We start from the raw sequence: 26,343 nt of genomic DNA, 5'->3' as shown, positions 1-26,343 counted from the left end.
ACCACTGGTGTCCACCGCCCTGGGCGCTCCTATCGCTGCGTGCCTTGTCTGGCGCCTCAGGCGCGAGTAGGCATCAAGGGTGACCTGGGGAGGTCAGGTGACCACCCAGATACTCGGCGGACCACTCGGCAGAGACAGCATCACCGCTTGCCGTGCACATCGTGGTGGTGCACGACGGTTACACCGGCAATGGCACCGTCGGCCCGATGTAAGACATCGGCCCCCAGGGATCGTTCCCGGCGTACAACACCCCAGGTCCAGAACCAAACCAGGCAGCTACCCCTGCAATCCCGGATGTGGTCGGCGTTAACAATGCCAGCGCCGTACATCCCGCTAATCCCCGAGGTGACAGCACCTTTTCCGCGCGGATTTGTTGCTCGTCGACCTTGACCAGGACCAACTGGTCGCCTTGAGCGACATACAACCATGCCTGGGAAAAAGCGCCCTTGGCGTCACTGACGGTGCGGGCCACCGCTGACGCTGAAATCCCGGTGAGACCGGTGTGTAGCACCCGACGGGGATTGACCACCGGTGTCGCCCCAGGCCAGGCTGCTTCCACCGTCTGCCAGGACACTCGGCCGTCCGTGTGGAACCCAATCACCGTCACCCGACGGGATGAACGGTCCCAGAAGGCGTCCACGCTGACCAGGTCAGACCAGTCGGCATCAGCGAGCGAGATGGTGGTGTCCGTGCGCCCTGCCGTGAAATAAGACAACCGGGCCTTGCCGGACGTGTCCACGCCCACAGCCGCAACGCTCGGTGACGACCCGGTGGTATCCCCCTCCGCGGTCCCGGTCAGCAGAGCTGTCGTTGCCACCTTCGCGGAGTAGGGCAATGTGCCTTCCGCTGTGCTCGCCACCCCCGAGTGCGAGAGGGTTCGGTGGCCAATCGAGCCGTTCACCGGTTGCGACAGCCGCAACGAATATCCCCGGGCCAGGGCAGCCGCTGCTGGGGAACCCGCATTCGGCTGAGGGGAGTTCTGTGTGCCAGTCCCCGGCTTCGGATCAGTTTTGGGACCGTCAGCTGGGGGAGTGCCCGCAGGGTTGCTACTGCCAGGAGAGCTGTTGCTCGGCGATGGAGAACCCGTGCCTGGGGTGCCCGTCACCGACGGACCACCGGTCCCGCTGGACCCGCCGGGACCGGTGCTGGGAATTCCCGAGGGGGCCGTCGTAGTGGTCGATGCCCGCGATCGGCTCGGGGACGTCGGGTTGGTGACGCTGCTGGGACCCCCCCATGGGGGTACCTCCGGACCGACCGTACGGCTCGGGGCGACCGTCGATGGAGTGGACGGCGCCGTCGGCGTGGGCGTCGCTACCCCGGTCGCCACGTCAGGATTGCTGCTGGCCGGGACCATGCCAAAACCGCCCCGAGTCATTGTGGTGAAAGCTCCGACGGTGACAACTGTCACCGCTAATCCCGCCGCGATGGCACGACCTCGGCGGCGATGCTCCCCAGCCAGTCTGACTTGCGCAGCCTCCGGTAGTTGGGCACGTCGTGCTGCGTCCTGAGCCACGGCCCGCAGCAACGGATCCAGATCGATGTCAGCCACGGGTCAACTCCTCCGACTGCTCGGACAGCACGTTCGCCAAAGCACTACGGCCACGGGACAAGCGGGCCTTGACCGTCCCCACCGGGACACCAGTGAGGGCCGCGACCTCCTCCACCGGCAGGTCGCAGAGGTGATAAAGCACGATCGTGTGTCGTTGGGCCTCGGGGAGCTGACGCAACGCCGCCATGAGCATCACATGGTCCGGGGACGTCTCATCCACCGAATCCGACTCCGCGCGCCTGAGCCATGCCGTCGCAGCATTTTTAGCTTTACGCCATCGAGACACCGCCAGTCGGTATGCGACCGTACGCAACCACGCTTCCGGGGCATCTAACGTGGACAGCTGTTCCCGGCGTTCCCACGCACGGGCGAAAGCCTCTTGAACGACATCCTGAGCTTCCGCCAAATTGCCGCAGACCGCATACATCTGACCGACGAGACGTCGCGAGTGAGCCGTGTATAGGGCATCGAAGGCGGCATCGTCCATCCGGCCTTCGACACTCCTTCCCTGCTCGCTACCGACATGCTGTGCGGCCAGCCTAGGCGTTTCGGAGGGTATCGCGGGCAGGGGAGTGGATGCAGGCGGTGCCCAGGAAGGTAGGTCGGGCCAGGCCCGGGGGACCTCACCGGGCCGGTGCCCCCAATGACGAGGGCGCTCTCGTAACAACAAGCCACACGCCTCAATGGACAAGTCGATCCGCGGGCGGGCAGCCTGCCTCCTCGGCGGAACGGCCAGATCGACCATGGTCATCTTCGGGTGACTCTCCCCACACTGTCACGGCACGGCACGCTGAGTGCCGCCCCCCTGCGTCTCGTCATGAATGAACACGCCTGAGGTCGCACAGGGGTTGCATCGTCAGCTCACAAAAGTTTCCGCCCAGTAGCTACCGCCAGGCCGCCCCAGGTCAGAGCGCACTGGGACACGACGGGCATTCTCACATCATGGGATTCATCCCAGGCCCCGGTGCGGCTTAGGTCAGAAACACGCCGATCCACGCCCCCAGCGCCATCGCGGGACCAAAAGCGATCCGGCTTCGCCGCCCCGCCCGACGGCGCACTATCAGCCACCCCGCAGCGAGCCCGCCACACACAAACATCGCATACACACCCACCCACACTGCTGTCCACGACGACCAGCCCAGAAGCATGCCCAACGGTCCTGATAACTTCACGTCCCCCCATCCCAACTGGCGGCGGGACACCAGATGCAGCGCGACGAAGAACACAGACACCAGCACCCCGGCCAATAACGCCCGCCGCCACCGGTCACCATCACCACCCCACCAGGCCAGCCCGGCAGTCCACACCGTCACCACCGGAAACAACGGCACCGTCACCACGTCGGGCAGCCGATGCACGTCCAGGTCGACCGCCGCTAACCACAGATACGCCGGCAGCATCAATGTCACCCCCACGGTGAACCCTTCATTCCCCGCCACGAGGCGCCACCACGACAGCGCGCACAGCCCCGCACCCCACACCGGCGGCCACCACGGTGCATACGTCGGCGCAGCGACCTCATCGGCGTACCGTCGATGCGCCCCGGAACGCACCATCCGACGTACCCACCATCCACCACACATCCCGAAGAGCCCCGCCGCGAACGGCGCCCACAGCCCACCCATGTCGTCCATGATGGCCGGGACGCATCCCGAGAACCCATCAGGATGCGTCCCTACCACCACCTGACTCCGGTGACCGGCGTGGTGATTTGGGAGTGTCACGACAGCAAGGGACGATAAACGCCTCATGGTCATGCGCAGCTCACGATTCGTCCACCCGGTTGGTGACGCCGTCGACGACGCACCCGGACCGGCGCGCGCCATCGCCGCCGCCGGAGAAGCCGCCGGTGCCTCCCTGCTCGCCCTGGCCGGGCCAGTCCTGGCCGTCTACTTCGCCAGCCCCGACCAGGCGGTCGGGCTCTGGGGGGCGATCCAATTCGGTCTGGGAGCGTGGCTGCTCGCTCACGGCGTCACCCTGACCGTGTCCATCGGAGTCTTCTCGCTGGCCCCGCTGCTAGCTACCGCGCTCGTCATCACCACCGGGACCTGGGCGGCCTCGCGGCTCTGCTCCTGGCTCCCCCGCGATCCCGGACCTCGATGGGCGTGGGCCGGAGGCCTCCGTCGAGACGTGGCCCTGGAAGGTCTGGCCTTCATCGGCTGCTACCTGACATTAGGCATCTTGGCCTGCGCCCTGGTCCGCACCGACACCATGCGAGCCTCTGTCGCGCACGGCCTCGTCGGATTCACCGCTGTCGGCGCGCTCTCCTACCTCGGCGGTCTCCTCGTGGAATTCCGTTCCGACATCGGTGACGTCGCTGACCGCTGCCGCCCTTTGGACTGGGTGCCGCGGTGGGCTTTCGGTGGGGCTCGCGCTGGGCTGCGCTCTCTGGCCGGGCTCCTCACCGTCAGCGTCGTCGCAGTCATCGTCCTCGTCGCGCTGCGATATAGCCAGATCACCCAGCTCTACCACGAGCTCAGTCCAGGACTCGCCGGCGGCACAGTCCTCACCGGACTCCAACTGCTCTACCTGCCCAACGCCGCCGTCTGGACACTCAGTTGGATCAGCGGCCCCGGATTCGGTATCGGCGCTGACTCCACCATCACCCTGACTCGATCCACCCCCGGACTCCTCCCGTTGATCCCCGCCCTCGGAATCCTGCCCGAGCCCGGCGAACTTCCCCTCCTAGCACGCGCCCTCCCGCTCCTTCCGATGCTCGGTGGCGTGGCGATGGACCGTGACCTCGCTCGTCGTTGCCACGTCGGATGGCGTCGCCACGCCCACGGGTTACTTGTCGGATCCGTCGTCGCCGCCACCGGTGCGGTCTTGGTCGGCATGATCTCCAGCGGATCCCTCGGCGGCGGTCAACTTTCCTACGTCGGGGTCCAGCCGCTGCTGCTGGGCATCTGTGTCGGAGCGGAGATCAGCATCGGCGCGGTGCTGTCACAACTCGTCCGGATGGTCCACCAAGGTCCAGCGGACACCTCCACCGACGCAGGCCACTCGCCCCGCCCGAGACCCCAGGATGCCCCAGTGCCCTCTGCTGGGCTGAACCACCGACCCGTGCGCCGCCTCCGCCCCATGTCCACTGCCACCCGGCACACCCCCACCACCCCAGCTGGCCGCCCGCACACCCCGCCCGCACCGACCCCCGAGATACCGCGACCGCCCGACAACTACGACCGCTAAGTTGACCGTCGTGAGCCACACAGACTCCTCTCGCGCGCTCCCCGTTCCGCTGGTCGTGCTGGTCTCCGGGTCCGGTAGCACCCTGCAAGCGCTCATCGACGCCGCCACTGACCCGACGTACGGTGTGCGCATCGTCGCGGTCGGTGCCGACCGGGACGGCATTGAAGGACTTGCTCGCGCCGACCGAGCCGGAATCCCCACATTTGTCTGCCGCGTCAGTGACCATCCTGACCGCGCAGCCTGGGACCGCGCATTGACCTGCGCGGTCGCCACCCACGAGCCAGCTCTTGTCATCGGTGCGGGATTCATGAAGATCCTGGGACCCGCCTTCCTCGCCCGCTTCGGGGGCCGGATCATCAACACCCACCCTGCGTTGTTGCCCAGTTTTCCCGGTGCGCATGGCGTTCGCGACGCTCTCACCCACGGCGTCAAAGTCACCGGGGCCACCTGTCACTTCGTTGACGCCGGCGTGGACACTGGGCCGATCATCGATCAACGCGTCGTCCGAGTCGACCCGGACGACACTGAAGCCACGCTGCACGAACGCATCAAAGTGGTGGAACGGGCCATGCTGGTGGACTGCGTCGGGACGCTCGCACGAGCGGGATACCAGCTTGACGGTCGTCAGGTGCGTCTCGGGGCGTAGGCTAACCGCACACGACTGGCGAAGGTGGGGCACCACCGGGGAGTGACGTCGTGGGCATCGCCCGCCTGGGTGCCCACCGGCCCGGCTACCGGACCTGTGCAGACGTCCGGCGGCCCTGTCTACCAGGAGTGAAGATGACCGAAGTCACCCGCCGTCCGATCCGTCGAGCTCTGGTCAGTGTCCATGACAAAACAGGGCTGGACGCCATCGTGCGTGCCCTCCACGCTGTCGGCGCGCAGATCGTCTCCACCGGCGGATCAGCCCGCGCCATCGCAGACTTGGGAATCCCTGTCACCCAGGTCGAGGACATCACCGGTTTTCCGGAATGTCTTGATGGGCGAGTCAAAACGTTGCACCCTGCGGTGCACGCCGGGATCCTCGCCGACACCCGCCGCCCGGAGCATCGCCACCAACTTGATGACCTCGAGATCACTCCAGTCGATCTGGTCGTGTGCAATCTCTATCCCTTTCAGCGGACCGTCGCTCGTGGAGCTGCGCCGCACGAGTGCCTCGAACAGATCGACATTGGCGGGCCGTCGATGGTGCGGGCAGCTGCAAAAAACCATCACAGCGTCGCCGTCCTCACGTCTCCCGCGCAATATGCCGAAGCCGTCGAGGCCATCGGGACTGGAGGGTTCACGCTGAGGCAACGTCAGCTTTTAGCTGCAGATGCCTTCGCGCACACTGCGTCGTACGACGTGGCAGTGGCCACCTGGATGGGCGAGACGTACGCCGACACCACCGACGGCACCGGTTTCCCCCGGTTTGTGGGCGTGACCGCCGAGCGGGCGCAGGGATTGCGCTACGGCGAGAACCCCCACCAGGGAGCCGCCCTTTACCGGGACGGGCGTCCTGGTATCGCTGACGCTGATCTCCTGCACGGCAAAGCGATGAGTTACAACAACTACGTCGATGCTGATGCGGCGATGCGAGCTGCCTATGATCACGGAGATCTGCCTACCTGTGCCGTGGTGAAGCACAACAACCCCTGCGGCATAGCGGTGGCCGACCCATCGCAGGATATTGCGGTGGCGCATCAGAAAGCGCATGAGTGTGATCCCCTGTCCGCTTTTGGCGGGGTGATCGCCACGAACCGCCCGGTCAGCGCAGCTATGGCTCGAGCCGTGCAGGATATTTTCACGGAAGTGGTGGTTGCTCCGGGATTCGACGAGGAAGCGTGGGAGATCCTGACGGCTAAGAAAAACATTCGGTTATTGCGGTGCGCGGCAACTCCAGATGATCAGCGTGGGCAGGTGGAGTTCCGGCCGATCAGCGGGGGAATGCTGGTGCAAACCGTGGACCGGGTGGACGCAGTCATTCCTGACGCTGACGACGACCCGGTGACTGCCGGGCACGGCGACGATTTCACGGAATGGACTCTCGTCGCAGGAGAGGCCGTCGATGAGGCGACAGCACGGGATCTGCAGTTTGCGTGGCGCGCCGTGCGGGCTACTAAATCCAATGCCATCCTGCTCGCTCACGACGGAGCGTCCGTCGGGATTGGCATGGGTCAAGTCAACCGCGTGGATTCCTGCCGGTTGGCCGTCGATCGGGCAGGTCAGGATCGAGCCCGTGGATCGGTGGCGGCATCTGATGCGTTTTTCCCGTTCGCTGACGGCCCGCAGATCCTCATTGACGCGGGGGTGCGAGCGATGGTGGCGCCTGGTGGGTCATTGCGTGACTCGCAGACCATTCAGGTGTGTCAGGAGCATGGGGTCGCGCTGTATTTCACCGGGGTGCGGCACTTCGCGCACTGACCAGACTGCCAGTGGGCTGCCTCGATCTGCCACGACCTCAGGACTGTCGTCCGGGATGGTGGCAGGATCAAGGTCATGAGCGCGCAGATCCTCGACGGCAAGGCCACTTTGGCCACCATCAAGACGGAATTGGCGGCCCGAGTGGCTGCCTTGGCGGAGCGTGGGGTCACCCCTGGGCTGGGCACGGTCTTAGTCGGTGACGATCCGGGAAGTCATTGGTACGTCGGGGCGAAGCATCGCGACTGCGCCGAGATCGGCTTGACCAGCATGCGTCGTGACCTGCCCGCAGGCGCGTCGCAGGAGGAAGTCGAAGCGGTCGTCGATGAGTTGAACGCCGATCCAGCCTGCACCGGTTTCATCGTGCAGCAGCCCACTGGCTTGGATGAGTTCGCGATTTTGTCGCGGGTCGACCCGGCGAAGGACGTCGATGGGTTGCACCCCTACAACCTGGGGTGCTTGGTGATGAACCGGCCAGCACCATTGCCGTGCACGCCAGTGGGCATTGTGGAGTTGCTGCGGCGACATGAGGTGCCCATCGCTGGCGCTCATGTTGTGGTCGTGGGGCGTGGATTGACGGTGGGGCGGCCCCTGGGGCTGATCCTGACTCGCAAGTCGGAGAATGCGACTGTCACTTTGTGCCACACCGGGACTCGCGACCTTGCGGCGCAGGTGCGTCAGGCCGATATCGTGGTCGCGGCGGCTGGGGTGCCGGGAATCATCACTGCTGAGATGTTGAAGTCTGGTGCTGCAGTGCTCGATGTGGGAGTGTCGCGCCGGGACGGGAAGGTGGCTGGGGATGTCGCTGCAGAATGTGCCGAAGTGGCCGGATGGGTGGCTCCTAACCCTGGGGGAGTAGGGCCGATGACTCGCGCCATGTTGTTGCGTAACGTTGTTGAGGTGGCTGAACGTCAGGCCGGACTACGGTGAGACCGCTGGGGGTACGCCGCACGGTGTCGCTTTTTCATCGGGCGTGGGCAGCGCTGCGGCTGTGGTGGTGGCTGGCAGCGATCTTCGCGGTCGGCGCGGTCTTCGTCGTTTTTGTGGGGCGGGCGCTGGTCGGTGGCGTCATCATGGGCATCGGGTTCCTGATGGCGGCACTGCTGCGTATTTCATTGCCCACGGACATCGTCGGCGCTATTGCGGTGCGCACCAAGGTCGTCGATGCGTTGACCTTGTTGAGCATCGCCGCGCTGGTCCTGGGGTCGTTCGTGGCTGTCGACCTGCGGGCCACGCCGTGAGCTGACCGCTGCTGCATGGCGCACACAGTGTGATCGCACGGCAGAGAGCGGGGGCGGAGCAACCACGGTTGCTCCGCCCCCGCTCTCTGCCGTGGGCTGATTACTTGATCAGACCGAGCTCACGCACCGCGTCGCGTTCTTCGACGAGCTCAGCGACGGATGCATCGATCCGTGCCCGGCTGAACTCGTCGATCTCCAAGCCCTGGACGATCTCCCAGTCGCCGTTCTTGGTGACGACGGGGAACGAGGAGATGATGCCCTCGGGGACGCCGTACGAGCCATCGGAGACGACAGCCATGGACAGCCAGTCGCCGTCGGGGGAACCCTTCAGCCAGTCGCGGGCGGCGTCGATGGTGGCGGAGGCTGCCGAGGCAGCGGACGAAGCGCCACGGGCTTCGATGATCGCCGCGCCACGCTTGGCGACGGTGGGGATGAAGTCGTTCTCATACCAGGCCTGGTCGCCCACGGCCTGGTAGGCGTTCTTGCCGCCCACCTCAGCGTGGAACAGGTCGGGGTATTGAGTCGCGGAGTGGTTGCCCCAGATCGTCATCTTGCGGATCTCGGTGACCGGGACGCCCAGTTTTTCAGCGAGCTGACTGATGGCTCGGTTGTGGTCCAAACGGGTCAACGCGGAGAAACGCTCCTTGGGGATGTCGGGAGCGTTGCTCATCGCGATGAGCGCATTGGTGTTGGCGGGGTTGCCGGTGACGCCGATGCGGATGTCATCCGCGGCGTGGTCGTTGAGAGCCTTGCCCTGACCGGTGAAGATCGCCCCATTGGCTTCGAGCAGATCGCCACGCTCCATGCCCTTGGTACGGGGACGGGCACCGACGAGCAGCGCCAGGTTTGCGCCGTCGAAGATCTTGTTGGGGTCGTCACCGATCTCGACACCCGCGAGGGTCGGGAAGGCGCAGTCGTTGAGCTCCATGACTGTTCCTTCGAGCGCCTTCAGCGCCGGGGTGATCTCGAGGAGCTGCAACTGCACGGGGGTGTCCGGTCCGAGCAGGGCACCGCTGGCGATGCGGAAGAGGAGGCTGTAGCCGATCTGGCCGGCAGCGCCGGTCACGGCGACCTTGACAGGTGTAGTGCTCACTGTTGGGTCCGCCCTTTGCGATGAGGAAACGTCGTTGTGTCCTGAAACCTACCAGCCACTTCGGAGTGAATCTGCCAGCGGAACGTTACGGCGCTGAACGGGCGACTTTCGTCCCGGTCCTGCGCTCGACGGTAAATAGGCATCCGATCATGAGATCACTGCGCGGTCACCTGGGGTGGGGCAGGTGCCCCTCACCGATTCCTGGTGGACGTCCGCTCAGCGTCGGCCGAACAACCGGCGGAAGAACCCTTGGTTCTCTTCCTGGTCGGAGGGCGCGTCTGCCTGTGCTGGGGCCGCTGACGGGCTCGGGGCAGGCACAGCCGGAGTTGCTGGCGCTGTCGGAGTCGGTTCCGGTGCCGGGGCGGCGGCCTGTTCCGGCGTGCTCTGCGACGTCGACACAGTGGGCTCGGCGGTGTCTTCGGGCGCTGCCGGAGCGACGGTGGCGCCAACCAGTTCTTCCTGCTCAGCGAGCGTAGGCGTCACCGTCATCCAGACGGTGTCGGGGCCCCCGCCAGGGCCGGGTCCCGCTTCTGGCTCGGGGTTGTTCGGGGCCGCCGCAGCGGTCGATGCCGGTGACGTCGTGGCCTCAGCAACGGCAGGAGCTGGCTCCTTGGTCAGGGTGACATCGGTGGCCACCGGCACCTCAGTCGAGGGAGCTGCCACCGTCACGTCGCCGTAATCCATGCCGATAAACCGACGGGTGACCTCAGAAAACACCTCAACGCCGTCCCGCTGCACCAGTGCAGCCACGACCTGCTCGGCCGCCTCGCGGTGTCGCTCCTGCGGGTCGGCTTCCCCGTGCACATCGATCATCGTCGTACAGCGGCTGAGCCAGCGTCGGCGGGCACCTTCGGGGAGGAAATCGGCATACCGTTCGGCGACTTCCTCTGCCTCCTCGAACCACAAATGGAAGGTGTAGTCCTGGATCGTCAGGTCCAACCTCAACGGCTTGTCGGCGACGGTCGCTTCTGGAAAGAGGGACGACAGCAAGCTCGACAAAGACTCTTTGTCGAGCTGCGCTTCGGGTTGCACGAAGACCATGTGTGGGTAGCCGTTCGCCGCCATGACCCCCATCCTCCACCACCAGCCCGAAAAGATGCCAGGTCGGCTCACCAGTCGGTCGATCGATCTAGACTCCGCGGACAGCGGTGCTGCCGCAGGGGCAGCGTTCGCCATGGCATGGAGCGCGCCGCCGAGATGGCCTGGGGCGCCAACGGACCCGTTGCTGCATGCCGGAACTGTCAGAGCGGTAGGTTGGGCAAAGAGATGGCATGTCCATCATTTCCCACCCATCAACCAGGAGTTGAGCATGACGACGTCGCAGATCGTGTGGACCAAGATCGATGAGGCGCCGGCCTTGGCGACGTACTCCTTCCTCCCCGTCGTGAAAGCCTTCACCCAGGCCGCCGGGGTGGACGTGGTCACCAGTGATATCTCCCTCGCCGGTCGCATCCTCGCCCAGTTCCCCGAACGCCTCCCACAAGACCGGCAGGTCCCGGACAACCTGGCCGCCCTAGGCCGCCTGACCCAGGATCCAGGCGCCAACATCGTCAAGCTGCCCAACGTCTCGGCGTCAGTGCCGCAGCTCAAAGCAGCTATCGCCGAACTCCAGGAGAAGGGGTACGACGTCCCCGACTACCCCGAGGCTCCCGCGGATGAGGAGGCACGCCAGATTGCCGCCCGCTACGCCAAGGTGCTGGGTTCGGCTGTCAACCCGGTGCTGCGCGAAGGGAACTCTGACCGGCGCGCCCCGCTGTCGGTGAAACGCTTCGCGCAGAGCCACCCGCACCGCCTCGGCCCATGGAGCCCGGACAACGCCGCCCGAGTCGCCTCCATGAAAGGCGGCGACTTCTACGGCAACGAAAAGTCAACGGTCATGGACCGCGATGACACCCTGACCATCACTCTGATCGCCGACAGTGGCGTCCACGTCCTCAAGGACGGCCTGCCGGTCACCGACGGTGAGATCGTCAGCACCACCTTCATGAGCGCCAAGGCCCTCACCGCGTTTTACGCCGAGCAGATCGAGGCGGCTAAGGCCGAAGGGCTGCTGCTGTCCTTGCATCTGAAAGCGACCATGATGAAGGTCTCCGACCCCGTCATGTTTGGCTATGGCGTCCAGACCTTCTTCGCTGACGTCTTTGAGCGGTACGCCGATGATTTCGCTGCCCTCGGCGTTAACCCCAACCTGGGCTTGGGCGACCTGCTAGCTCGCTTGGAGAACCTGCCTGCCGACAAACGCGCCGAGATCGAACAGGCCATCACCGCTGAGTACGACAAGCGGCCCGCCCTGGCCATGGTCGACTCCGACCGTGGCATCACCAACCTGCACGTCCCCAGCGATGTCATCATCGACGCGTCCATGCCTGTCGTCGTCCGCGACTCCGGACAGATGTGGAACGCCGCCGGTGAGCAGCAGCAAACCCTGGCGATGGTTCCGGACCGTTGCTACGGCCCGCTGTACGCGGCGGTCTTCGATGACTGCCGTCGCCATGGCGCCCTCGACCCCGCCACGATGGGAGATGTCCCCAACGTCGGCCTGATGGCGCAGAAGGCCGAAGAATACGGGTCACACCCCACCACGTTCATCCTCGACGAAGCTGGCATCGTTCGGGTTTCCCGCGCCGATGGCACCGTCGTCTCCGAACATCAGGTTGACGCCGGTGACATCTGGCGGATGAGCCGCGTCAAGGACATTCCCGTGCAGGACTGGGTGAAGCTCGCGGTGACCCGGGCCCGCGCCACCGGCGCCCCCGCCTGCTTCTTCCTCGACGAAGAACGAGCTCACGACCGGCATGTCATTGCCAAGGTCCACCAGTACCTGAGCAGCCATGACACCGAAGGCCTGGAGATCGTCATCAAGCCTCCAGTCGAAGCAGTGACCTTCTGTCTGGAGCGGATTCGCCGCGGCCAAGACACCATCTCGGTGACCGGGAACGTCCTGCGTGACTACCTCACTGACCTGTTCCCCATCCTCGAGCTGGGCACCAGCGCCAAGATGCTCTCTATCGTCCCGCTGCTCAACGGTGGCGGTCTGTTTGAGACCGGAGCCGGAGGGTCCGCCCCGAAACACGTCCAGCAGTTCATCAAAGAAAACTACCTGCGCTGGGATTCCCTCGGAGAGTTTTCCGCTCTGGGTGCCTCTCTGGAGCATCTCGCCGCGACTCAAGGCAACGCTGGCGCGAAAGTCCTCGCCGACGCTCTGGACGTAGCCATCGGACGCTTCCTCGACGAGAACAAATCTCCGGCACGCAAGGTGGGCCAGATCGACAACCGAGGTAGCCACTTTTACCTCGCCCAGTACTGGGCTCGTGCTCTGGCCGATCAGGATGTCGACGCTGCGCTTAAGACCCGGTTCACGCCGGTTGCTGAGGCGTTGGAGAACTCCCAGGACCAGATCGACGCTGAGCTGCTTGCCGTTCAGGGGAGCCCTGTCGACATGGGCGGGTACTACCTCCCTGACGCTGAGAAGACCGCTGCGGCCATGCGTCCCAGCGCCACGCTCAACGCCATCATCGACGCCATCTGAGCGTCGTCCAGGCCAGGACTTCGACCTGCCTGCACGACCTCACCGGTGGGGCTGGGGTCTCTCCATCGATGGAGAGACCCCAGCCCCACGGCTGCTCCCGTGCCGCGTCCGCCGCCTGCAGCAGGGCTTCGACCGATACGATCACAACGATGAACGAGCTGCCCCTGCCGGATGTCGCTCCGGACGGCACCGACGCCGCACCGGCGCTCGTTGACGTCCTCGAGGCACCCGTGACTCGCGCTTTGCGCGCAGCGATTTCCACTCGGGGCGCCAGCTTGGAGTCGCTACGTCTCGCTCTCGCTGAGCGTGGTTCCCAGGTCAGCGTCGCCACGTTGAGTTATTGGCGGTCTGGTCGCAGCCGACCCGACCGAGGCGGATCGATGATCGCGCTATCTCACCTGGAGGAGGTCCTGCGACTTCCAGCCGGTTTCCTCACCAGCAAGGTCACCCCCCGCGGTCCTGGAAGTGCTGTGGCTAGTGGGCTTCCCACGCACTACCGAGTCATCCAAGCTCCGCCTCCCGGGACGGTCTCGGTCATCGGCTGCACCCCGGAAATCGTGCGTACCCGCTTGGTCGAGGTCGGCATGGAAGAAGATGACGGGCTCGATCGAGTGAGCTACCACGACCGGTTAGAAATCAGACCAGATCGCACCGACGGACCCCACGACGTACGGACTGTTTTTGTGGCCCGACGCCCTGGGGTGGACCGATATCCCATCTGGTATGCCCATGATGACCGTGGCGCTTTCCCCTTTGTGATGGCCCTGTCCAATTGTCGTCTCGGCGTCGCCACCGAATTTCCAGAGAATATCGCCGTCGCGGCTGAAATGCTCCTCGACCATTCCCTCGCCCAAGGTGAGTCGACCATCGTGGAGCACCGGCTTGAATCAATCGGCCAGACCACCCCCCTGGTGAACCTGCACCGAGGCGTGACCACGTCCATCCGCGAACTGGTGATGGAGGTTCGGTTCCCCTCCTCGGCAGTCCCTCGTGAAGCCTTCACCCGATGCATGCGCCACGGACAAGCCGTCGTCGAGCCCGCACGATTCGTCGGTAATTCTTTGCATCTGCTCGCCATCGACCCCGAACCAGGTCTCTACGGACTGGAATGGGTGTGGTGAACACCGTGGGGGACAAGAAAGACATGTCAGCGGAGGAATTCCCCGAAGCACTCCGAGCAGCGATTCAAGCGCGCGGGTTGTCCCTTGAGCGGATCCGCTGGCACCTCATCCAACGGGGCCATGAGCTCTCGGTGGCCACCATCAGTTATTGGCAGTCTGGTCGGAGCCAACCAGAGCGCGCCACGTCCTTGGCGGCGTTGGCTCAGATGGAAGAGATTCTGCAGGTCCCGACAGGATCACTGTCCCAGCGTCTTGCCGCCCGACGTCGGCATGGCGGCACTGGACTGTCCGAGGTATCCGCCATGGTGGGTCGCCAGCTCCCTGCGCAGGTAGAGGAGATGGTGGCGGAGTGGGGGCTGGCAGGTCCGCCTGGTTTGCATCGGGTCACCGTCCACGACCGGTTAGAGATCGGACCGTCTCACCGGTTGGTCGTTCACGAGGTGAAAGAACTCCTTCTCGCTGACCAGGATGGAGTGGACCGATACTTCCTGGCCCATGGCACCAATGGCGCCGCCACCAACATCGAAGTCAAGCCGCAACGTAATTGCCACGTCGGGCGAGTCGTTCCCGCCCCAGAAGAAGGGCTGCTGCTGGGGGAGATGGTGTTGGACCGGGCGTTGCGGCCCGGTGAGACGATTCTGGTGGAGTATGAGGTCGTCGTCGCGGACCCCATGCCTCGTGAGTATGTCGAGCGCAGCTTTGTCCGTCCGGTGCGCTCGGCGCATACCGAAGTGCTTTTTCGTGAGGGGGCGCTGCCGTTGTCCGCGGAGCGCTACACCGTCACGGACGGGGTAGAGAGGGTCGACCCGGTGGTGATCGCGGGGCCGTCGTTGCACACCCTGGTGCTGGATTTTGGGCCGGGGACCTACGGCGTCAGGTGGCGGTGGTAAGCGGATGCCGCCGCTGTCATCGTCGGACGCTTTCTAGGCGCTGCTGACGGGCATTTTCCACACGTTCTCGACGGGCGAGACGTCTTTGGGCGTCGCGGTGAAGCTTGCGGGCCCGCAGAATGACCACGGCCACGATGATCAGGCCCAAGAAGGTCAATACCGATTGTCCAATGGTCAAGAGTGAAAGAGAGCCGTCCTTCGTCTCCGGTCCGGCCGGAGCAGCGGATTGCCCTGGGGGCGGGACTGCGGGGTTGCCGCCGTCCGTGGCGGAGGCTGAAGGCGTCGACGACGGGGAAGGGGAAGCTGAGTTGGCGCCGGGGAGTTGACCCACCGGTCGGGCTTTCGTTCCGTAACGGAACGCCCAGTCGAGAAGTTTGCCGCTGGGCTGCCAGTCATTGCTTTTCGCGCCCATGAAGGCCACCGCATACGTGCGCCCACCGCGGCGTACAGCTCCGACGTACGTGTGACCGGCGGCATCGGTGAATCCATCTTTGCCACCAATGGTCCCTTGATAGTTCCACAGCAGCTTGTTCTGGCTGGTGATGGACATCATCTCGGTGCCCCGACCGGGAAATTTCGCGGTCTGCATGGTGAAGATCTTCGCGAGTTTGGGCACCTCCAATGCGCCGCGTAACAAGAGCACCAGGTCATGTACTGAGCTGAGTTGGTCTTTGGCGTCCAATCCGTGGGGTGTCTTGGGGGTGGTGTCCTTGGCGCCCAGTGCGGCCGCGCGTTCAGCCATCTGTTGCACGGTGGGTTCCAGCCCCCCGTTACCTCGGGCTAAAGCCTCGGCGGCGTCATTTGCCGATCCCATCAACAACGCTTGCAACAGTTGATCCACCCGATAGTCCTGGTCAGGGATCATCCCGACCCTGGTGCCATCGACCTTGTAGTCGGAGAGAGCGGCTTTGATGATTTTTCCGTCAGGAAGGCGCGGGGCGAGAGTCTGGGCAGTCAGCAGTTTCATCGTGCTCGCAGGCGGATTGCGGTCATGGGCGCCCTTCGCCGCGAGGATGGCGCCGCTGCCTAAGTCGGCCAGGATAAAACTCTGAGCTGGCAAGGCTGGCGGCGCAGGGACCCCCGCGGGGACATCGCTGATCAGCCCTTTTTCGTGTAAACGGTCTTGGGTGGGTGCTGCCGCAGTGCGCTGTGACGGATGCGATGCCCCCATGCCGTGAGCTGTGCTGATCAGCCCGCCAGGAGCAGCTAACGCCAGGGTCATCATGAGCGCTGTGAGCAGTGATATCAGTGATCTGCGTCCGGAATGTTGACACCGTGATATCTGCTGATGACGGTGTCCGTTCCCGGACGTGATCACGGATCCTCCTGGACGCAGAGGCGGGTCGATGCTTTTGCGTCAATGTACTCGGACGTTCATGTGTCTGCGACAGGCTCGCTGGTAGTGACGCAGCAACTCTTCGGTCAGTCGGGACCACCTTCGAGAAGCGACTCGTCCAGCTCCTGCTTCACCCATCAAAGCCCGGTTTTGCCATGAATCTTCGGCGCACGACAGGAAATGTACGCACGACCGTAACCCGTCATGATCCTTCGGGTCGAAAAGTAACCCTGTCACTCCGTCCTCGACCAGATCCAGCGGCCCCCCTGTTGCCGGAGCAACGACTGGAAGTCCGCAGGCCGCTGCTTCTTGCAAGGTCTGACCGAAGGTGTCGCTGGTGCCGGTGTGCACGAAAACGTCGAGCGCTCCGTAGGCGCGCGCCAGGTCGTCACCGTCCCTCCGACCTAGGAACACCGCGCCTGGTAATGCGGTTTCCAAAGCCCGCCGGCTCGGTCCGTCTCCCACCACGACGACCCGTACGCCGGGAAGTCGCAAGACGGGGCGGAGCCGGTGTACCTCTTTTTCCGGGGCGAGACGACCGACGTACCCGACCAGCACTTCCTGCTGAGGAGCGAGTCGTCGACGTAACGCTCGGCAGCCAGCATCCTCCTGCCAGTGTCGATGGAAGAGCGACTCAACCCCCCGACCCCACAGCGTGACGCGCGGGATCCCCACCTGTTCGAGATCATGCACGGCGGCACGGGAAGGAGCGAGCGTCACGTCGGCCGAGGTGTGAATCCACCGCAGATGTCGCCACGCCGCCCGGGCGGCGTGGATCCCCGCACGGCCGCCATGCTGCACCAGATAACGCGCGATGTCGGTCTGGTAAACAGCGACCGTGGGGATGCCTAGTTCCTGAGCGGCAAGCATCCCCCGGGCTCCCAGGACCACCGGGGAGGCGAGGTGGACGACGTCGGGAGCGGCATGCCGTAACAGCTCAGCCACCCGTCGGGTAGGGACCCCCACGGGAAATTGCCGCACCGGCACGCTGGGGACCGTCTCAACCGGGCAACCGCGATATTGAGGCGGTGCCGGGGCGGGGGCGATCACACTCACCTCATGCCCAGACTGAACCAGGTGATCGATGACACGACACACGCTGGTGGTGACGCCGTTGACTGAGGGGAGGAACGATTCTGTGACGATCGTGATCCGCACATGACCACCGTGCGGGGAGCAGATGCTGACCGGTCGACGTGCCGGGGTGAAATCGGTGAGCAACAGATGACGCCGCGGTGTCCTCGCGGATCCACTCGCGCGGTGCAGCCCTGCCTGGGTAGGTTGCCCCCATGGCAGATAACCCGTCCGAAGCCGCCGGTGACTTTCCGGTGAACGACGCGCAGTGCGACACCGCAGACTTCTGGCCGATCATCCCCGCAGGTGGTGCCGGGACCCGATTGTGGCCCCTCTCCCGCGCTTCACGGCCCAAGTTCCTCCACGACCTGACCGGTGCCGGGCGGTCGTTGTTGCAGTCGACCGCGGATCGACTGGCGCCGTTGGCGCCAGGACGGCTGATCGTGGTGACTGGTCAGGTCCACGAGCCGGCGGTGCGGGCGCAGCTTCCCGAACTCGGGGAGGAGGGGCTGATCGCTGAGCCGCTGCCGCGTGACTCGATGGCCGCGATCGGTTTGGCCGCGGCCGTGGTGGAACGACGTTCTCCTGACGCGGTCATCGGATCGTTCGCTGCCGATCATGTCGTCGGTGACGAGGATGGTTTCCGGGCGTGCGTGCAAGAAGCGGTCCGGGTGGCTCGGACTGGGCTGTTGGTCACCTTGGGGATCCGACCGACGTTCGCGTCCACCGGTTTCGGCTACATCAACGTGGGTCCGGCCTTGTCGGTGCCCGGCGCCCCGCGGGCACACGAGGTACGCCGGTTCGTTGAGAAGCCAGACGCTGAGCGAGCTGAGGAATATCTGCGCAGCGGCGAATACCGCTGGAATGCGGGGATGTTCGTGGTCAAGGCGGGAGTGCTACTTGACCTGCTCGCTGAAGAACACCCGGACTTGGCTGCTGGCCTGCGTGCCATCGCCGCCGAGCCGCAGCGCCTCGGTGAGATCTGGCCTGGGCTGACCAAGATCAGCATCGACCATGCCGTCGCTGAGCCAGCTGCCGACGCTGGCCGGGTCGCTGTCGTGGAGACAGACTTCCCGTGGGATGACGTGGGTGACTTCCACGCCTTGGCTGATCTGATCCCTGACGCTGACGGGATGCGGGTAGTGGGTGATCCCGGGCAGGTTGTCGCGCAGGACGCCAGCGGCATCGTCGTACCGCATGCTGGGCGAATCGTTGCCGTCGTGGGACTCGATGACGTGGTGGTGGTGGACACTCCTGACGCTGTCTTGGTGACCACGCGTGAACGGGCCCAAGACGTCAAAGCGATCGTGGACCGGCTCAAGGCTGAGGGGCGCGCCGAGCTGACCTGAGCCCAAGGGAGATCCCCGCCGCGCGGAGGGGGGGAGAGGCGAAGACGGCAGGTGTCAGGGTGAGGCATCCTGATGCCCTATGAACGCTGCGCTGCCCTCTCCCGCCCCCCATCCCTCCGACCCTGTCCCGGGGTGGGGCGACCGGTTTTTCCACCGATCGCCCCGGCTCTGGAAAGCCTGGTATGTCCTGCCGATCGCGGTGGCCTACGGGCTGCTCAGTTGGATCCCTATCGGGTATCTGACCCGTAAAAGTCAGAATCCGAGGGGGATGGGCAAGTTATCTGTCCCGTTCTGGGGCGTCGAGTTGTCGGTGCTCTGTGGAGTCGTGGGTTTCCTCGTGGTCTGGTTGGCGTTGATGTCGCCGTGGGCCCAGCGTCTGGAACGACGGCACCCGCGGGTCGTCACTGCGGCCTGTCTGGTCGGGATGGTGGTGGTGCTGCTCCTGGCCTACGACGTGTACCGCACGTACGTCGCGCACTATGCGCCGGTGACAGACCGGGCCACTGCGCTGCAGTACGGCTGGGAGGAACTCGCTGCTGGTCGCAACCCGTATTACCGGCACACTCAATTGGACAACACCATCTCGCCGATGGTCGGCGGGCTGGTGCTGGCTGGACCGTTCGTCCTGACTCATGGGGACATGTACTGGCAGGGCATGGTCTGGCTAGTGATCACTTTGGCCTTTGTGACCTGGCTGTGTGGTCCGCGGGCTGGTGTGGTGGTGGGGTCGTTGATGATTTTCAGCCCCACGGTGCGCCTGGAAGTGGCGATCCAGTCTGATGGGTGGATCAACGGCGCTGCCTTGGTGATTTTCACAACGGGGCTGTATTTGCTGGCCGGCAGGTACCGCAGGTCCACATGGTGGACGGCGGCGTACCTGCTGATGGCGGTGCTTTTCGCGTTGGCTTTTTCCTATCGGTTCATCTACGCCGTGATCGCCCTACCGTTGGCGGTGCTGCTGTGGCGGCACCACGGGTTGCGGGCCATGCTCACTGCAGCAATCCCTGCTGCAGTGCTCTCCGGGCTGCTGATCTTCGTTCCTTACCTTCTTGACCCGGATGTCTACGCGCCGTTCCAGAAAGCAGATTTGGGGACCACGGCGAACACGGTTCCGCACCTTCCGTTGATCACTGGGGTGGCCTGTGTGATCGCCACCGTGGTGGGAACGCTCGTGATGAGAACCATGTCCGGCTTGTGGGGCACGATGTTCGCCGTAAGTATGGTGTTCATCACCTTGACGGGGTGGGGGCAGCATGAGTGGTATCAATACCTGACCTATGCCTACAGCGGAGCAGCGTTCCTGTTCGTGTTGATGGCTATGGTCCTGCCGCTTCGTCTTCCTGCCGAGGTGTCAGAAAAACGCAGTCTCGCGACCGAAATGTGGGAGCGTCTGCAACAGAGAAGAACTGGGGGGCAGGAATCAGCCACGCGGGGGTGAGTGCCGTGCCATTATGGACGGTTGGGCCGTCGAACGGTTCGGTCGGTGCCTCCCTCAGATATACGATCTCGCGTTGGGCCGCTCGATGACGACGACCCGCATGATGAAGGAGAAGCACATGCGTCACACGACGGCCGCTGTAGCGGCCCTTGCCGCCGTGAGCCTGGCCCTGTCCGGCTGCGGCTCCTCCGCCGATAACGGCGAAGGTTCGAAGGGGTCCGGGGGAGGCGACCAGGCCGGCAAACCGTTGAAGGTCGGGTTGGCCTTCGACGTGGGTGGTCGCGGCGACCAGTCCTTCAACGACTCCGCTGCCCGGGGTGCCGACAAGGCCAAAACCGAATTCGGTGGAGACATTAAGGATTCCACGGCGACCCCCAATGAGAACGAGCAGTCACGTGAAACTCGGTTGCTCCAGCTCATCGACGCTGGTTACACCACCATCGTTGCGGTGGGATATGCCTACGCCGATTCCGTGACCAAGATCGCTAAAAAGCACCCTGAGGTGAAGATAGCGATCGTCGACTCCACCGACGCCAAGGCCAAGAGCATCACCAACGTGGTCTTCGCCGAGCAGGAGGGCTCCTACCTGGCCGGTGTCGCCGCCGCCAAGAAGAGCAAGGCGAACCACATCGGTTTTGTGGGTGGCGTGCAGTCCGACCTCATCAAGAAGTTTGAGGCTGGCTACATCGCTGGAGCTAAAAGCATCAACCCTGACATCAAGATCAGCTCCAAGTACCTCACCCAGCCGCCGGACTTCAGCGGATTCAGCGACCCCGCCAAGGGCAAGACGGCTGCTGAAGGGATGCTCTCCGGGGGCGCTGACGTGATCTACCACGCAGCAGGTGGATCAGGTTCGGGTGTCTTCACCGCAGTCAAGGCGGCGGGCAAGATGGCCATCGGAGTCGACTCAGACCAGGCCAAGACCGCAGCCCCTGACGTGCGTGACATCATCATCACCTCCATGGTCAAGAACGTTGACGTGGGCGTTTACGACTTCCTGAAGTCGGTGCACGATGGCAACACCAAGGCCGGGGTGCAGAGCTTCGACCTCAAGGGTGGCGGTGTCTCGCTGGCCACCACCAACGGCAAGATCGACGACATCAAGGCCGACATTGACAAGGCCAAGCAGGACATCGTCGAGGGCAAGGTCAAGGTCCCGACCAGCCCCGCCGCCTGATTTTTCCTGAGCTCTCGGCCCGGTGCGGGATTCGCCCCGTGCCGGGCCGAGACGCCTCCGCACGACACCTCGGAATCATCCGTCCCCCCTGATCAGCCCTCACTCTGGGAAGTCCGATGCCCACCGCTCAACCCCCTGTCCCGGCCACGCCGGGAGACCCCCCACCCGCCACACCCTCCTCGACACCGACGACATCGTCACCGGACCCGCGGACGCCGTACGCCGTGCACATCGAGGGAATCACCAAACGTTTCCCGGGGGTGGTGGCCAACAAGGACATCACCTTCGCCGTGCGCCGAGGCCACATTCACGCCCTCTGCGGTGAAAACGGCGCCGGCAAGTCGACCCTGATGAAGATCCTCTACGGCGTACAACGCCCAGACGAAGGCACCATCACCGTCGACGGTCAACAGATCACGCTGAAGAGTCCCAGCGACGCCATCACCCACGGCATCGGCATGGTGTTCCAGCACTTCATGCTCGCTGATAACCTCACCGTCCTAGAAAACGTGGTCCTGGGCGCCGAAAAACTCCACGGCATCGGAGAAGCCGCCCGCACCCGTATCCGGGAGATCTCCGGTGAATACGGACTGGACATCGACCCCGACGAGATGACCTCACGCCTGGGTGTCGGCGCTCGACAGCGCGTCGAGATCCTCAAAGTTCTCTACCGCGGGGCCCGCATCCTGATCCTGGACGAGCCGACCGCCGTGTTGGTGCCGCAGGAAGTCTCCGAACTCTTCGCCAACTTGAAGAAACTCACGGCACAGGGCCTGACGATCATCTTCATTAGCCACAAACTGGACGAAGTCCTCTCCGTGGCTGATGCCATCACGGTCATCCGACGTGGCACCACTGTCGCTTCCGTGGATCCCCGGGAGACCACGGCGCGCGGTTTGGCCGAGTTGATGGTCGGGTCGGCGCTGCCCACCCCGGACACCGAAGAGTCCACGGTCACTGACACGCCGCTGCTCACGCTGAACGACCTGGTCTTGGACGGTTCCGGGGCTCGGCCGCTGCTCGACCACATCGACTTGACGATCCACTCCGGTGAGGTCGTCGGCATCGCTGGTGTCGAAGGAAACGGACAGGCCGAATTGGTTGAGGCCGTGATGGGCATGGTCACGTTGAGCGCAGGCTCTATACGCCTCAAGGACCAGGACATCACCGGTTGGGGCGTGCGGTCGATCCGGGAAGCCGGAGTGGGATACATCCCTGAAGATCGCCACCGGCACGGACTGCTGCTTGATGCGCCCCTGTGGGAAAACCGGATCCTGGGCCATCAGACACAGCAGCCTAATGTCAAAGGCCTGCTCATCGACTCTCGTGGCGCCCAAGCGTCCACCCAAGAGATTGTGGCGGCGTACGACGTGCGCACTCCCAGCATCCACGTGACGGCTGGTTCGCTGTCTGGCGGAAACCAGCAAAAGCTGATCGTCGGGCGCGAGATGGCTCACGACCCGGTGGTGCTCCTTGCCGCCCACCCGACCAGAGGCGTCGATGTCGGGGCTCAAGCCTCCATCTGGGGCCACCTGAAGGATGCCCGACGCGAAGGTCTCGGCGTCCTGCTCATCTCTGCTGACCTGGACGAACTGATCGGTCTGTCCGACACGATTTATGTCCTACTGCGCGGACGATTGACCGGCCCGTTCGACCCGGACACGGTGACCGCTCAGGAACTGGGCGCCGCGATGACCGGTGCCACCTCGAAGACGGGGGATGAGCGATGAAGCTCGACGTACGACGGATCGGTCTGAGCCTCGCCGCGCCGTTGCTGGCCGTGGCGATCGCTTTCGCCGTGACCTCGCTGATCCTTGCCGCCGCCGGGGACCCGGTTGGTGCGGTCTGGCAGCAGCTGTTGACCGCACCCAAGCCTCGAGTCACGGTCAACATCATCAACGAAGCGGTTGTCCTTTACCTGTCCGCCATCGCCGTGGCCATCGGGTTCCGGATGAACTTGTTCAACATTGGTGTCGAAGGTCAATATCGGGTGGCGGTATTCACCGCTGCCGCAGTGTGCGGCACCGGCATCGTCGGTGGCTGGGCCAATGTCCTTCTGGGCATTGTCGTGGCCGTCATCGCCGGTGCGCTTTGGGCTGGCATCGCCGGTTGGCTCAAGGTGACTCGGGGTGTCTCCGAAGTGATCTCCACCATCATGTTGAACGCGATCGCTACCGGTTTGATCGCCTATTTGCTGCAGGTCGTTGCCCCTGACGAACGGGGCGACGTGACACGGACCAAAGAGATCCCCGAATCGGCTTGGCTGGACGGTCTGGATCTCATCCCAGGCGCCCACAGCACCGTCTTCACCCTGATCTTCTTGTCGGTGCTGATCGGCGTCTTGTATTGGTTCGTGCTGACCCACACCCGTTTCGGATACGACCTGCGGGCAGCAGGACGCAGCGAAACCGCGGCGATCGCCAGTGGTGTCGACGCGAAGAAAATGGTGCTGCTCACCATGGCCATCAGTGGTGGTGTCGCTGGCCTTGTCGGGATGCCACTGCTCTTTGGGCAGGACCACACCTACGGTGGCACCTTCCAGGCCGGCCTGGGATTCGCCGGGATTGGTATCGCACTGCTGGGACGTAATCACCCGATCGGGGTGGCTATCGGCGCTCTGCTGTGGGCCTATCTGAACCAGCAAGCCGGACCGCTGCAGTTCATGTCGATTTCTCCGGAAATCGTCTCCATCATTCAGGGTGTCATCGTCTTGGCTGTCGTCATCGCTTACGAGGTCGTCAACCGAGTCACCACCCGCATGGAGCAGGCATCGGTGGCCCGTCGTCTTGCCTCCGGTGAACGAGTCGGTGACCACGAAAGCTCCGTGACCCATGCCGCGCCGTCTGGTGCCGCCATCGTGGTTGAGGCCCCGTCTGCTCCCGCAAGCCCGGCGGTGTCGGCCATCCCAGCTGCCACATCCGCCCCGGCGACTCCGGCTGCCCCGGCTGATTCGGTGGAGAAGACAGCACCGACGGAGGGATCTGGTCCGGTGGAGAAGACAGCACCGACGGAGGGATCTGGTCCAGTGGAGACGGCGGAAACCAGCCGTCCCGTGAAGCCGGAATCGCAGACGAAACCGGCACCCTCGGAGCCCGTGCTGGTCCCGAAGGAGCAGCAGGCCACGACCCGGCCCGCCCCGACCGGGCCAGCTGTCAAAGACCCGTCGTCCACGCCACCGCCGAAGAAGGGCAAGCGGTCCAGGTCAGGTCCGAAGAAAGCCCGAGGTGGTGTCAAATCCCCTCAGACGGGACACCCCAAGGAGAAGAACACCCAAGGTGGGGACCACACGGCTACGTCTCACCGTGATGCGACGACCCAGGACGGGCAGCGCACCTCGACGACTGGAACGAGTGAAAGGGGCGAGTCATGAGCATGGGTCTCCAGCTCGACACCGCCGTGGTGCCGGACCTTCCCCGGCGGCGGGCCCAGATGGACCCGGTCCGGATTGCCCTGCTCGTCGTGGCGGCGATTGTTGGCCTCGCCGTGTTGCGTGTGGTCTCCGGTGAGAATGACATTGCTTCGTCTGGGGCTATCGCCGCAGCCATCGGTCTAGCCGTCCCTATCGGAATGGCCGGACTGGGCGGTTTGTGGAGCGAACGTTCCGGTGTGGTCAACATTGGCCTCGAAGGCATGATGATCCTCGGCTGTTGGGGCTCAGCATTATTCGCCCTGCAGTGGGGGCCGTGGATGGGATTGGTCGGTGGCATCCTCATCGGGATGGTCGGTGGTCTGATCCATGCGGTGGCTACCGTTTACTTCGGCGTCGATCATGTCGTCTCCGGTGTCGCCTTGAACCTGATCGGCCCTGGCGCTGCGAAATATCTCGCTGCCCGGTGCTGGCCGCAGTATCAGGGGGCACAATCGCCGACGTTGCCTGAACTCCCCAAGATCAGCATTCCCGGAGTGTCGGACGCCTTGCATTCGCTGGAAGAACAACATGTGTTTGGTCTGTCGGACGCTGCCGGGATCCTCGCCGGACTCACCACCAACATGTCAGTGGCCACGGTCATCGCGATGGGGTTAGTCGTGGTGACTTGGCGAGTCTTGTGGTTCACTCCCTTCGGCCTGCGGTTGCGTTCCTGCGGTGAAGCACCTGCCGCCGCCGAAACCCTCGGCGTGAATGTCTACACCTACAAGTACGTCGGTGTCCTCGTCTCTGGTGGACTCGCTGGGTTTGGTGGGGCCTACCTGGCTCTGGTCGCCGCCAATATCTTCCGAGATGGCCAGACAGGCGGGCGCGGGTTCATCGGACTCGCCGCGCTCATCTTCGGAAACTGGCGGCCAGGATCTCTGGCTGGCGGTGCCCTCATGTTCGGCTACTTTGACGCGATCCAGCTGCGCGGCAACGCTATCCACGCAGTTCTCTTGGCGGCAGCGATTGCCGTGGTCACCATCGGCGTCGTCACGGCGATGCGCGCCTTCACCTCCGGCAACGCCCCAGCAACACACACTGGCGGACCACTCGCTGCCCGACGTGACCTGGTTCCCGCACTCGCTGCAGCGCTGTCCTTGGGGCTGGGCTGGTATGCCAGCGACCACAACACCCCAGGGGCTGTCCGACTGGCCATCGGGCTGGCTGGCGTCCTGCTCCTGCTCGCAGCGATCGTGTTGGCCGTGATCGCTCGCCGCTCCGAGAGCGCTGTCAGCCTGGAAGCTGCTGCTCCCGCCGGTGTGGCGACCGCAGCTCGGTCCGGCCTCACTGGCGCGGTCGTCATGATCGGTTTCGGGCTGCTCGCGCTCTGGTGGTATACGGCATCCGACTCAGTCCCCAGCCAGCTGACTGGTGCTGCGCCGTATTTCGCCACGCTGCTCGTGTTGGCCTTGGCGAGCCAGAACCTGCGGATGCCCGCTGCGGACGGCGTGATCTACCGCAAGGGTGAAGCGCACTGAGCCGATACTGACGACACCGTCGACAGGCAAAGACGCGGGGTGGGGACCGAATCCGGTTCCCACCCCG

At 64.5% G+C, this 26,343-nt stretch carries 21 protein-coding genes; 14 read left to right on the top strand and 7 right to left on the bottom strand.

All coding sequences use genetic code 11. From position 1 onward, the window contains the following. Positions 1-178 precede the first annotated feature (178 nt). From KEM60_RS04250 to KEM60_RS04240, 3 genes are all read right to left on the bottom strand, one after another. Positions 179-1,549, bottom strand: a complete 1,371-nt coding sequence (locus tag KEM60_RS04250; protein ID WP_219106250.1) for a hypothetical protein — start codon at positions 1,547-1,549, stop codon at positions 179-181. Then, the gene (locus KEM60_RS04245; RefSeq protein ID WP_219106249.1) at positions 1,542-2,036 is read right to left on the bottom strand and encodes an RNA polymerase sigma factor; all 495 of its coding nucleotides are present in this window, start codon (positions 2,034-2,036) and stop codon (positions 1,542-1,544) included. Before KEM60_RS04245 ends, KEM60_RS04250 begins: the two co-directional genes overlap by 8 nt. 484 nt (positions 2,037-2,520) lie before the next feature. Further along, positions 2,521-3,273, bottom strand: a complete 753-nt coding sequence (locus tag KEM60_RS04240) for an A24 family peptidase (protein WP_219106248.1) — start codon at positions 3,271-3,273, stop codon at positions 2,521-2,523. A gap of 31 nt (positions 3,274-3,304) precedes the next feature. On the opposite strand from KEM60_RS04240, the gene KEM60_RS04235 reads away from it, so the two are divergent. The 5 genes from KEM60_RS04235 to KEM60_RS04215 all read left to right on the top strand — a co-directional run bounded on the left by KEM60_RS04235 (position 3,305) and on the right by KEM60_RS04215 (position 8,379). After that, a complete protein-coding gene (locus KEM60_RS04235) occupies positions 3,305-4,738 on the top strand; it encodes a DUF6350 family protein (RefSeq protein ID WP_219106247.1) in 1,434 nt (477 codons plus the stop codon). Between the two features lie 10 nt (positions 4,739-4,748). Further along, complete coding sequence (gene purN, locus KEM60_RS04230; RefSeq protein ID WP_219106246.1) at positions 4,749-5,384, top strand: phosphoribosylglycinamide formyltransferase; 636 nt, start codon at positions 4,749-4,751, stop codon at positions 5,382-5,384. Positions 5,385-5,518: 134 nt separating this feature from the next. Next, positions 5,519-7,141, top strand: coding sequence for a bifunctional phosphoribosylaminoimidazolecarboxamide formyltransferase/IMP cyclohydrolase (purH, locus tag KEM60_RS04225; protein ID WP_219106245.1), 1,623 nt, complete (start codon positions 5,519-5,521; stop codon positions 7,139-7,141). A gap of 75 nt (positions 7,142-7,216) precedes the next feature. Beyond that, entirely contained in the window at positions 7,217-8,068 is an 852-nt protein-coding gene (locus KEM60_RS04220; RefSeq protein WP_219106244.1) for a bifunctional methylenetetrahydrofolate dehydrogenase/methenyltetrahydrofolate cyclohydrolase, read from the top strand. A gap of 23 nt (positions 8,069-8,091) precedes the next feature. Next, complete coding sequence (locus KEM60_RS04215) at positions 8,092-8,379, top strand: DUF3017 domain-containing protein (protein WP_255574219.1); 288 nt, start codon at positions 8,092-8,094, stop codon at positions 8,377-8,379. A gap of 100 nt (positions 8,380-8,479) precedes the next feature. Here KEM60_RS04215 and KEM60_RS04210 read toward each other — a convergent pair whose 3' ends face one another. Next, on the bottom strand, positions 8,480-9,472 hold the full coding sequence (locus KEM60_RS04210; RefSeq protein WP_219106242.1) for a malate dehydrogenase: 993 nt from the start codon (positions 9,470-9,472) through the stop codon (positions 8,480-8,482). 216 nt (positions 9,473-9,688) lie between these two features. Continuing rightward, entirely contained in the window at positions 9,689-10,537 is an 849-nt protein-coding gene (locus KEM60_RS04205; protein WP_219106241.1) for a hypothetical protein, read from the bottom strand. Between the two features lie 244 nt (positions 10,538-10,781). On the opposite strand from KEM60_RS04205, the gene KEM60_RS04200 reads away from it, so the two are divergent. The 3 genes from KEM60_RS04200 (at position 10,782) to KEM60_RS04190 (ending at position 15,012) form a co-directional block, all read left to right on the top strand. Further along, entirely contained in the window at positions 10,782-13,001 is a 2,220-nt protein-coding gene (locus KEM60_RS04200) for an NADP-dependent isocitrate dehydrogenase (RefSeq protein WP_219106240.1), read from the top strand. A gap of 149 nt (positions 13,002-13,150) precedes the next feature. Next, entirely contained in the window at positions 13,151-14,122 is a 972-nt protein-coding gene (locus tag KEM60_RS04195; RefSeq protein WP_219106239.1) for a hypothetical protein, read from the top strand. Further along, a complete protein-coding gene (locus KEM60_RS04190; protein WP_219106238.1) occupies positions 14,116-15,012 on the top strand; it encodes a hypothetical protein in 897 nt (298 codons plus the stop codon). The genes KEM60_RS04195 and KEM60_RS04190 overlap by 7 nt, the downstream gene beginning before the upstream one ends. 16 nt (positions 15,013-15,028) lie before the next feature. Here the strand turns inward: KEM60_RS04190 and KEM60_RS04185 are convergent, their stop codons facing one another. Next, positions 15,029-16,237, bottom strand: coding sequence for a D-alanyl-D-alanine carboxypeptidase family protein (locus KEM60_RS04185; RefSeq protein ID WP_219106237.1), 1,209 nt, complete (start codon positions 16,235-16,237; stop codon positions 15,029-15,031). A gap of 132 nt (positions 16,238-16,369) precedes the next feature. Further along, the gene (locus KEM60_RS04180) at positions 16,370-17,569 is read right to left on the bottom strand and encodes a glycosyltransferase family 4 protein (protein ID WP_370626282.1); all 1,200 of its coding nucleotides are present in this window, start codon (positions 17,567-17,569) and stop codon (positions 16,370-16,372) included. A gap of 68 nt (positions 17,570-17,637) precedes the next feature. On the opposite strand from KEM60_RS04180, the gene KEM60_RS04175 reads away from it, so the two are divergent. The 6 genes from KEM60_RS04175 to KEM60_RS04150 all read left to right on the top strand — a co-directional run bounded on the left by KEM60_RS04175 (position 17,638) and on the right by KEM60_RS04150 (position 26,276). Continuing rightward, positions 17,638-18,771, top strand: a complete 1,134-nt coding sequence (locus KEM60_RS04175) for a mannose-1-phosphate guanylyltransferase (protein ID WP_219106236.1) — start codon at positions 17,638-17,640, stop codon at positions 18,769-18,771. Between the two features lie 79 nt (positions 18,772-18,850). Then, positions 18,851-20,209, top strand: coding sequence for a hypothetical protein (locus KEM60_RS04170; protein ID WP_219106235.1), 1,359 nt, complete (start codon positions 18,851-18,853; stop codon positions 20,207-20,209). A 118-nt stretch (positions 20,210-20,327) separates the two neighbouring features. Further along, positions 20,328-21,386, top strand: a complete 1,059-nt coding sequence (locus KEM60_RS04165; protein ID WP_219106234.1) for a BMP family protein — start codon at positions 20,328-20,330, stop codon at positions 21,384-21,386. A gap of 116 nt (positions 21,387-21,502) precedes the next feature. After that, on the top strand, positions 21,503-23,116 hold the full coding sequence (locus KEM60_RS04160) for an ABC transporter ATP-binding protein (protein ID WP_219106233.1): 1,614 nt from the start codon (positions 21,503-21,505) through the stop codon (positions 23,114-23,116). Then, on the top strand, positions 23,113-24,756 hold the full coding sequence (locus KEM60_RS04155) for an ABC transporter permease (protein WP_255574217.1): 1,644 nt from the start codon (positions 23,113-23,115) through the stop codon (positions 24,754-24,756). The genes KEM60_RS04160 and KEM60_RS04155 overlap by 4 nt, the downstream gene beginning before the upstream one ends. Then, positions 24,753-26,276 carry an ABC transporter permease gene (locus KEM60_RS04150; protein WP_219106232.1) on the top strand — a complete coding sequence of 508 codons (1,524 nt, stop codon included), beginning with the start codon at positions 24,753-24,755 and terminating at the stop codon, positions 26,274-26,276. The genes KEM60_RS04155 and KEM60_RS04150 overlap by 4 nt, the downstream gene beginning before the upstream one ends. Positions 26,277-26,343 lie beyond the last annotated feature (67 nt).

It is taken from the genome of Austwickia sp. TVS 96-490-7B, assembly GCF_019331795.1.
GTDB lineage: Bacteria > Actinomycetota > Actinomycetes > Actinomycetales > Dermatophilaceae > Austwickia.
The sequence above is the reverse complement of the archived record's forward strand: the minus strand, read 5'-3'. Positions and strand labels throughout refer to the sequence as shown.

Excerpts from the sequence above, each read along its gene's own strand:
- KEM60_RS04245 (WP_219106249.1), bottom strand. The coding sequence starts at position 2,036 with ATGGACGATGCCGCCTTCGATGCCCTATACACGGCTCACTCGCGACGT.
- KEM60_RS04235 (WP_219106247.1), top strand. The coding sequence starts at position 3,305 with ATGCGCAGCTCACGATTCGTCCACCCGGTTGGTGACGCCGTCGACGAC.
- purH (WP_219106245.1), top strand. The coding sequence starts at position 5,519 with ATGACCGAAGTCACCCGCCGTCCGATCCGTCGAGCTCTGGTCAGTGTC.
- KEM60_RS04220 (WP_219106244.1), top strand. The coding sequence starts at position 7,217 with ATGAGCGCGCAGATCCTCGACGGCAAGGCCACTTTGGCCACCATCAAG.
- KEM60_RS04205 (WP_219106241.1), bottom strand. The coding sequence starts at position 10,537 with ATGGCGGCGAACGGCTACCCACACATGGTCTTCGTGCAACCCGAAGCG.
- KEM60_RS04200 (WP_219106240.1), top strand. The coding sequence starts at position 10,782 with ATGACGACGTCGCAGATCGTGTGGACCAAGATCGATGAGGCGCCGGCC.
- KEM60_RS04195 (WP_219106239.1), top strand. The coding sequence starts at position 13,151 with ATGAACGAGCTGCCCCTGCCGGATGTCGCTCCGGACGGCACCGACGCC.
- KEM60_RS04185 (WP_219106237.1), bottom strand. The coding sequence starts at position 16,237 with ATGATGACCCTGGCGTTAGCTGCTCCTGGCGGGCTGATCAGCACAGCT.
- KEM60_RS04175 (WP_219106236.1), top strand. The coding sequence starts at position 17,638 with ATGGCAGATAACCCGTCCGAAGCCGCCGGTGACTTTCCGGTGAACGAC.
- KEM60_RS04170 (WP_219106235.1), top strand. The coding sequence starts at position 18,851 with ATGAACGCTGCGCTGCCCTCTCCCGCCCCCCATCCCTCCGACCCTGTC.
- KEM60_RS04165 (WP_219106234.1), top strand. The coding sequence starts at position 20,328 with ATGCGTCACACGACGGCCGCTGTAGCGGCCCTTGCCGCCGTGAGCCTG.
- KEM60_RS04160 (WP_219106233.1), top strand. The coding sequence starts at position 21,503 with ATGCCCACCGCTCAACCCCCTGTCCCGGCCACGCCGGGAGACCCCCCA.
- KEM60_RS04155 (WP_255574217.1), top strand. The coding sequence starts at position 23,113 with ATGAAGCTCGACGTACGACGGATCGGTCTGAGCCTCGCCGCGCCGTTG.
- KEM60_RS04150 (WP_219106232.1), top strand. The coding sequence starts at position 24,753 with ATGAGCATGGGTCTCCAGCTCGACACCGCCGTGGTGCCGGACCTTCCC.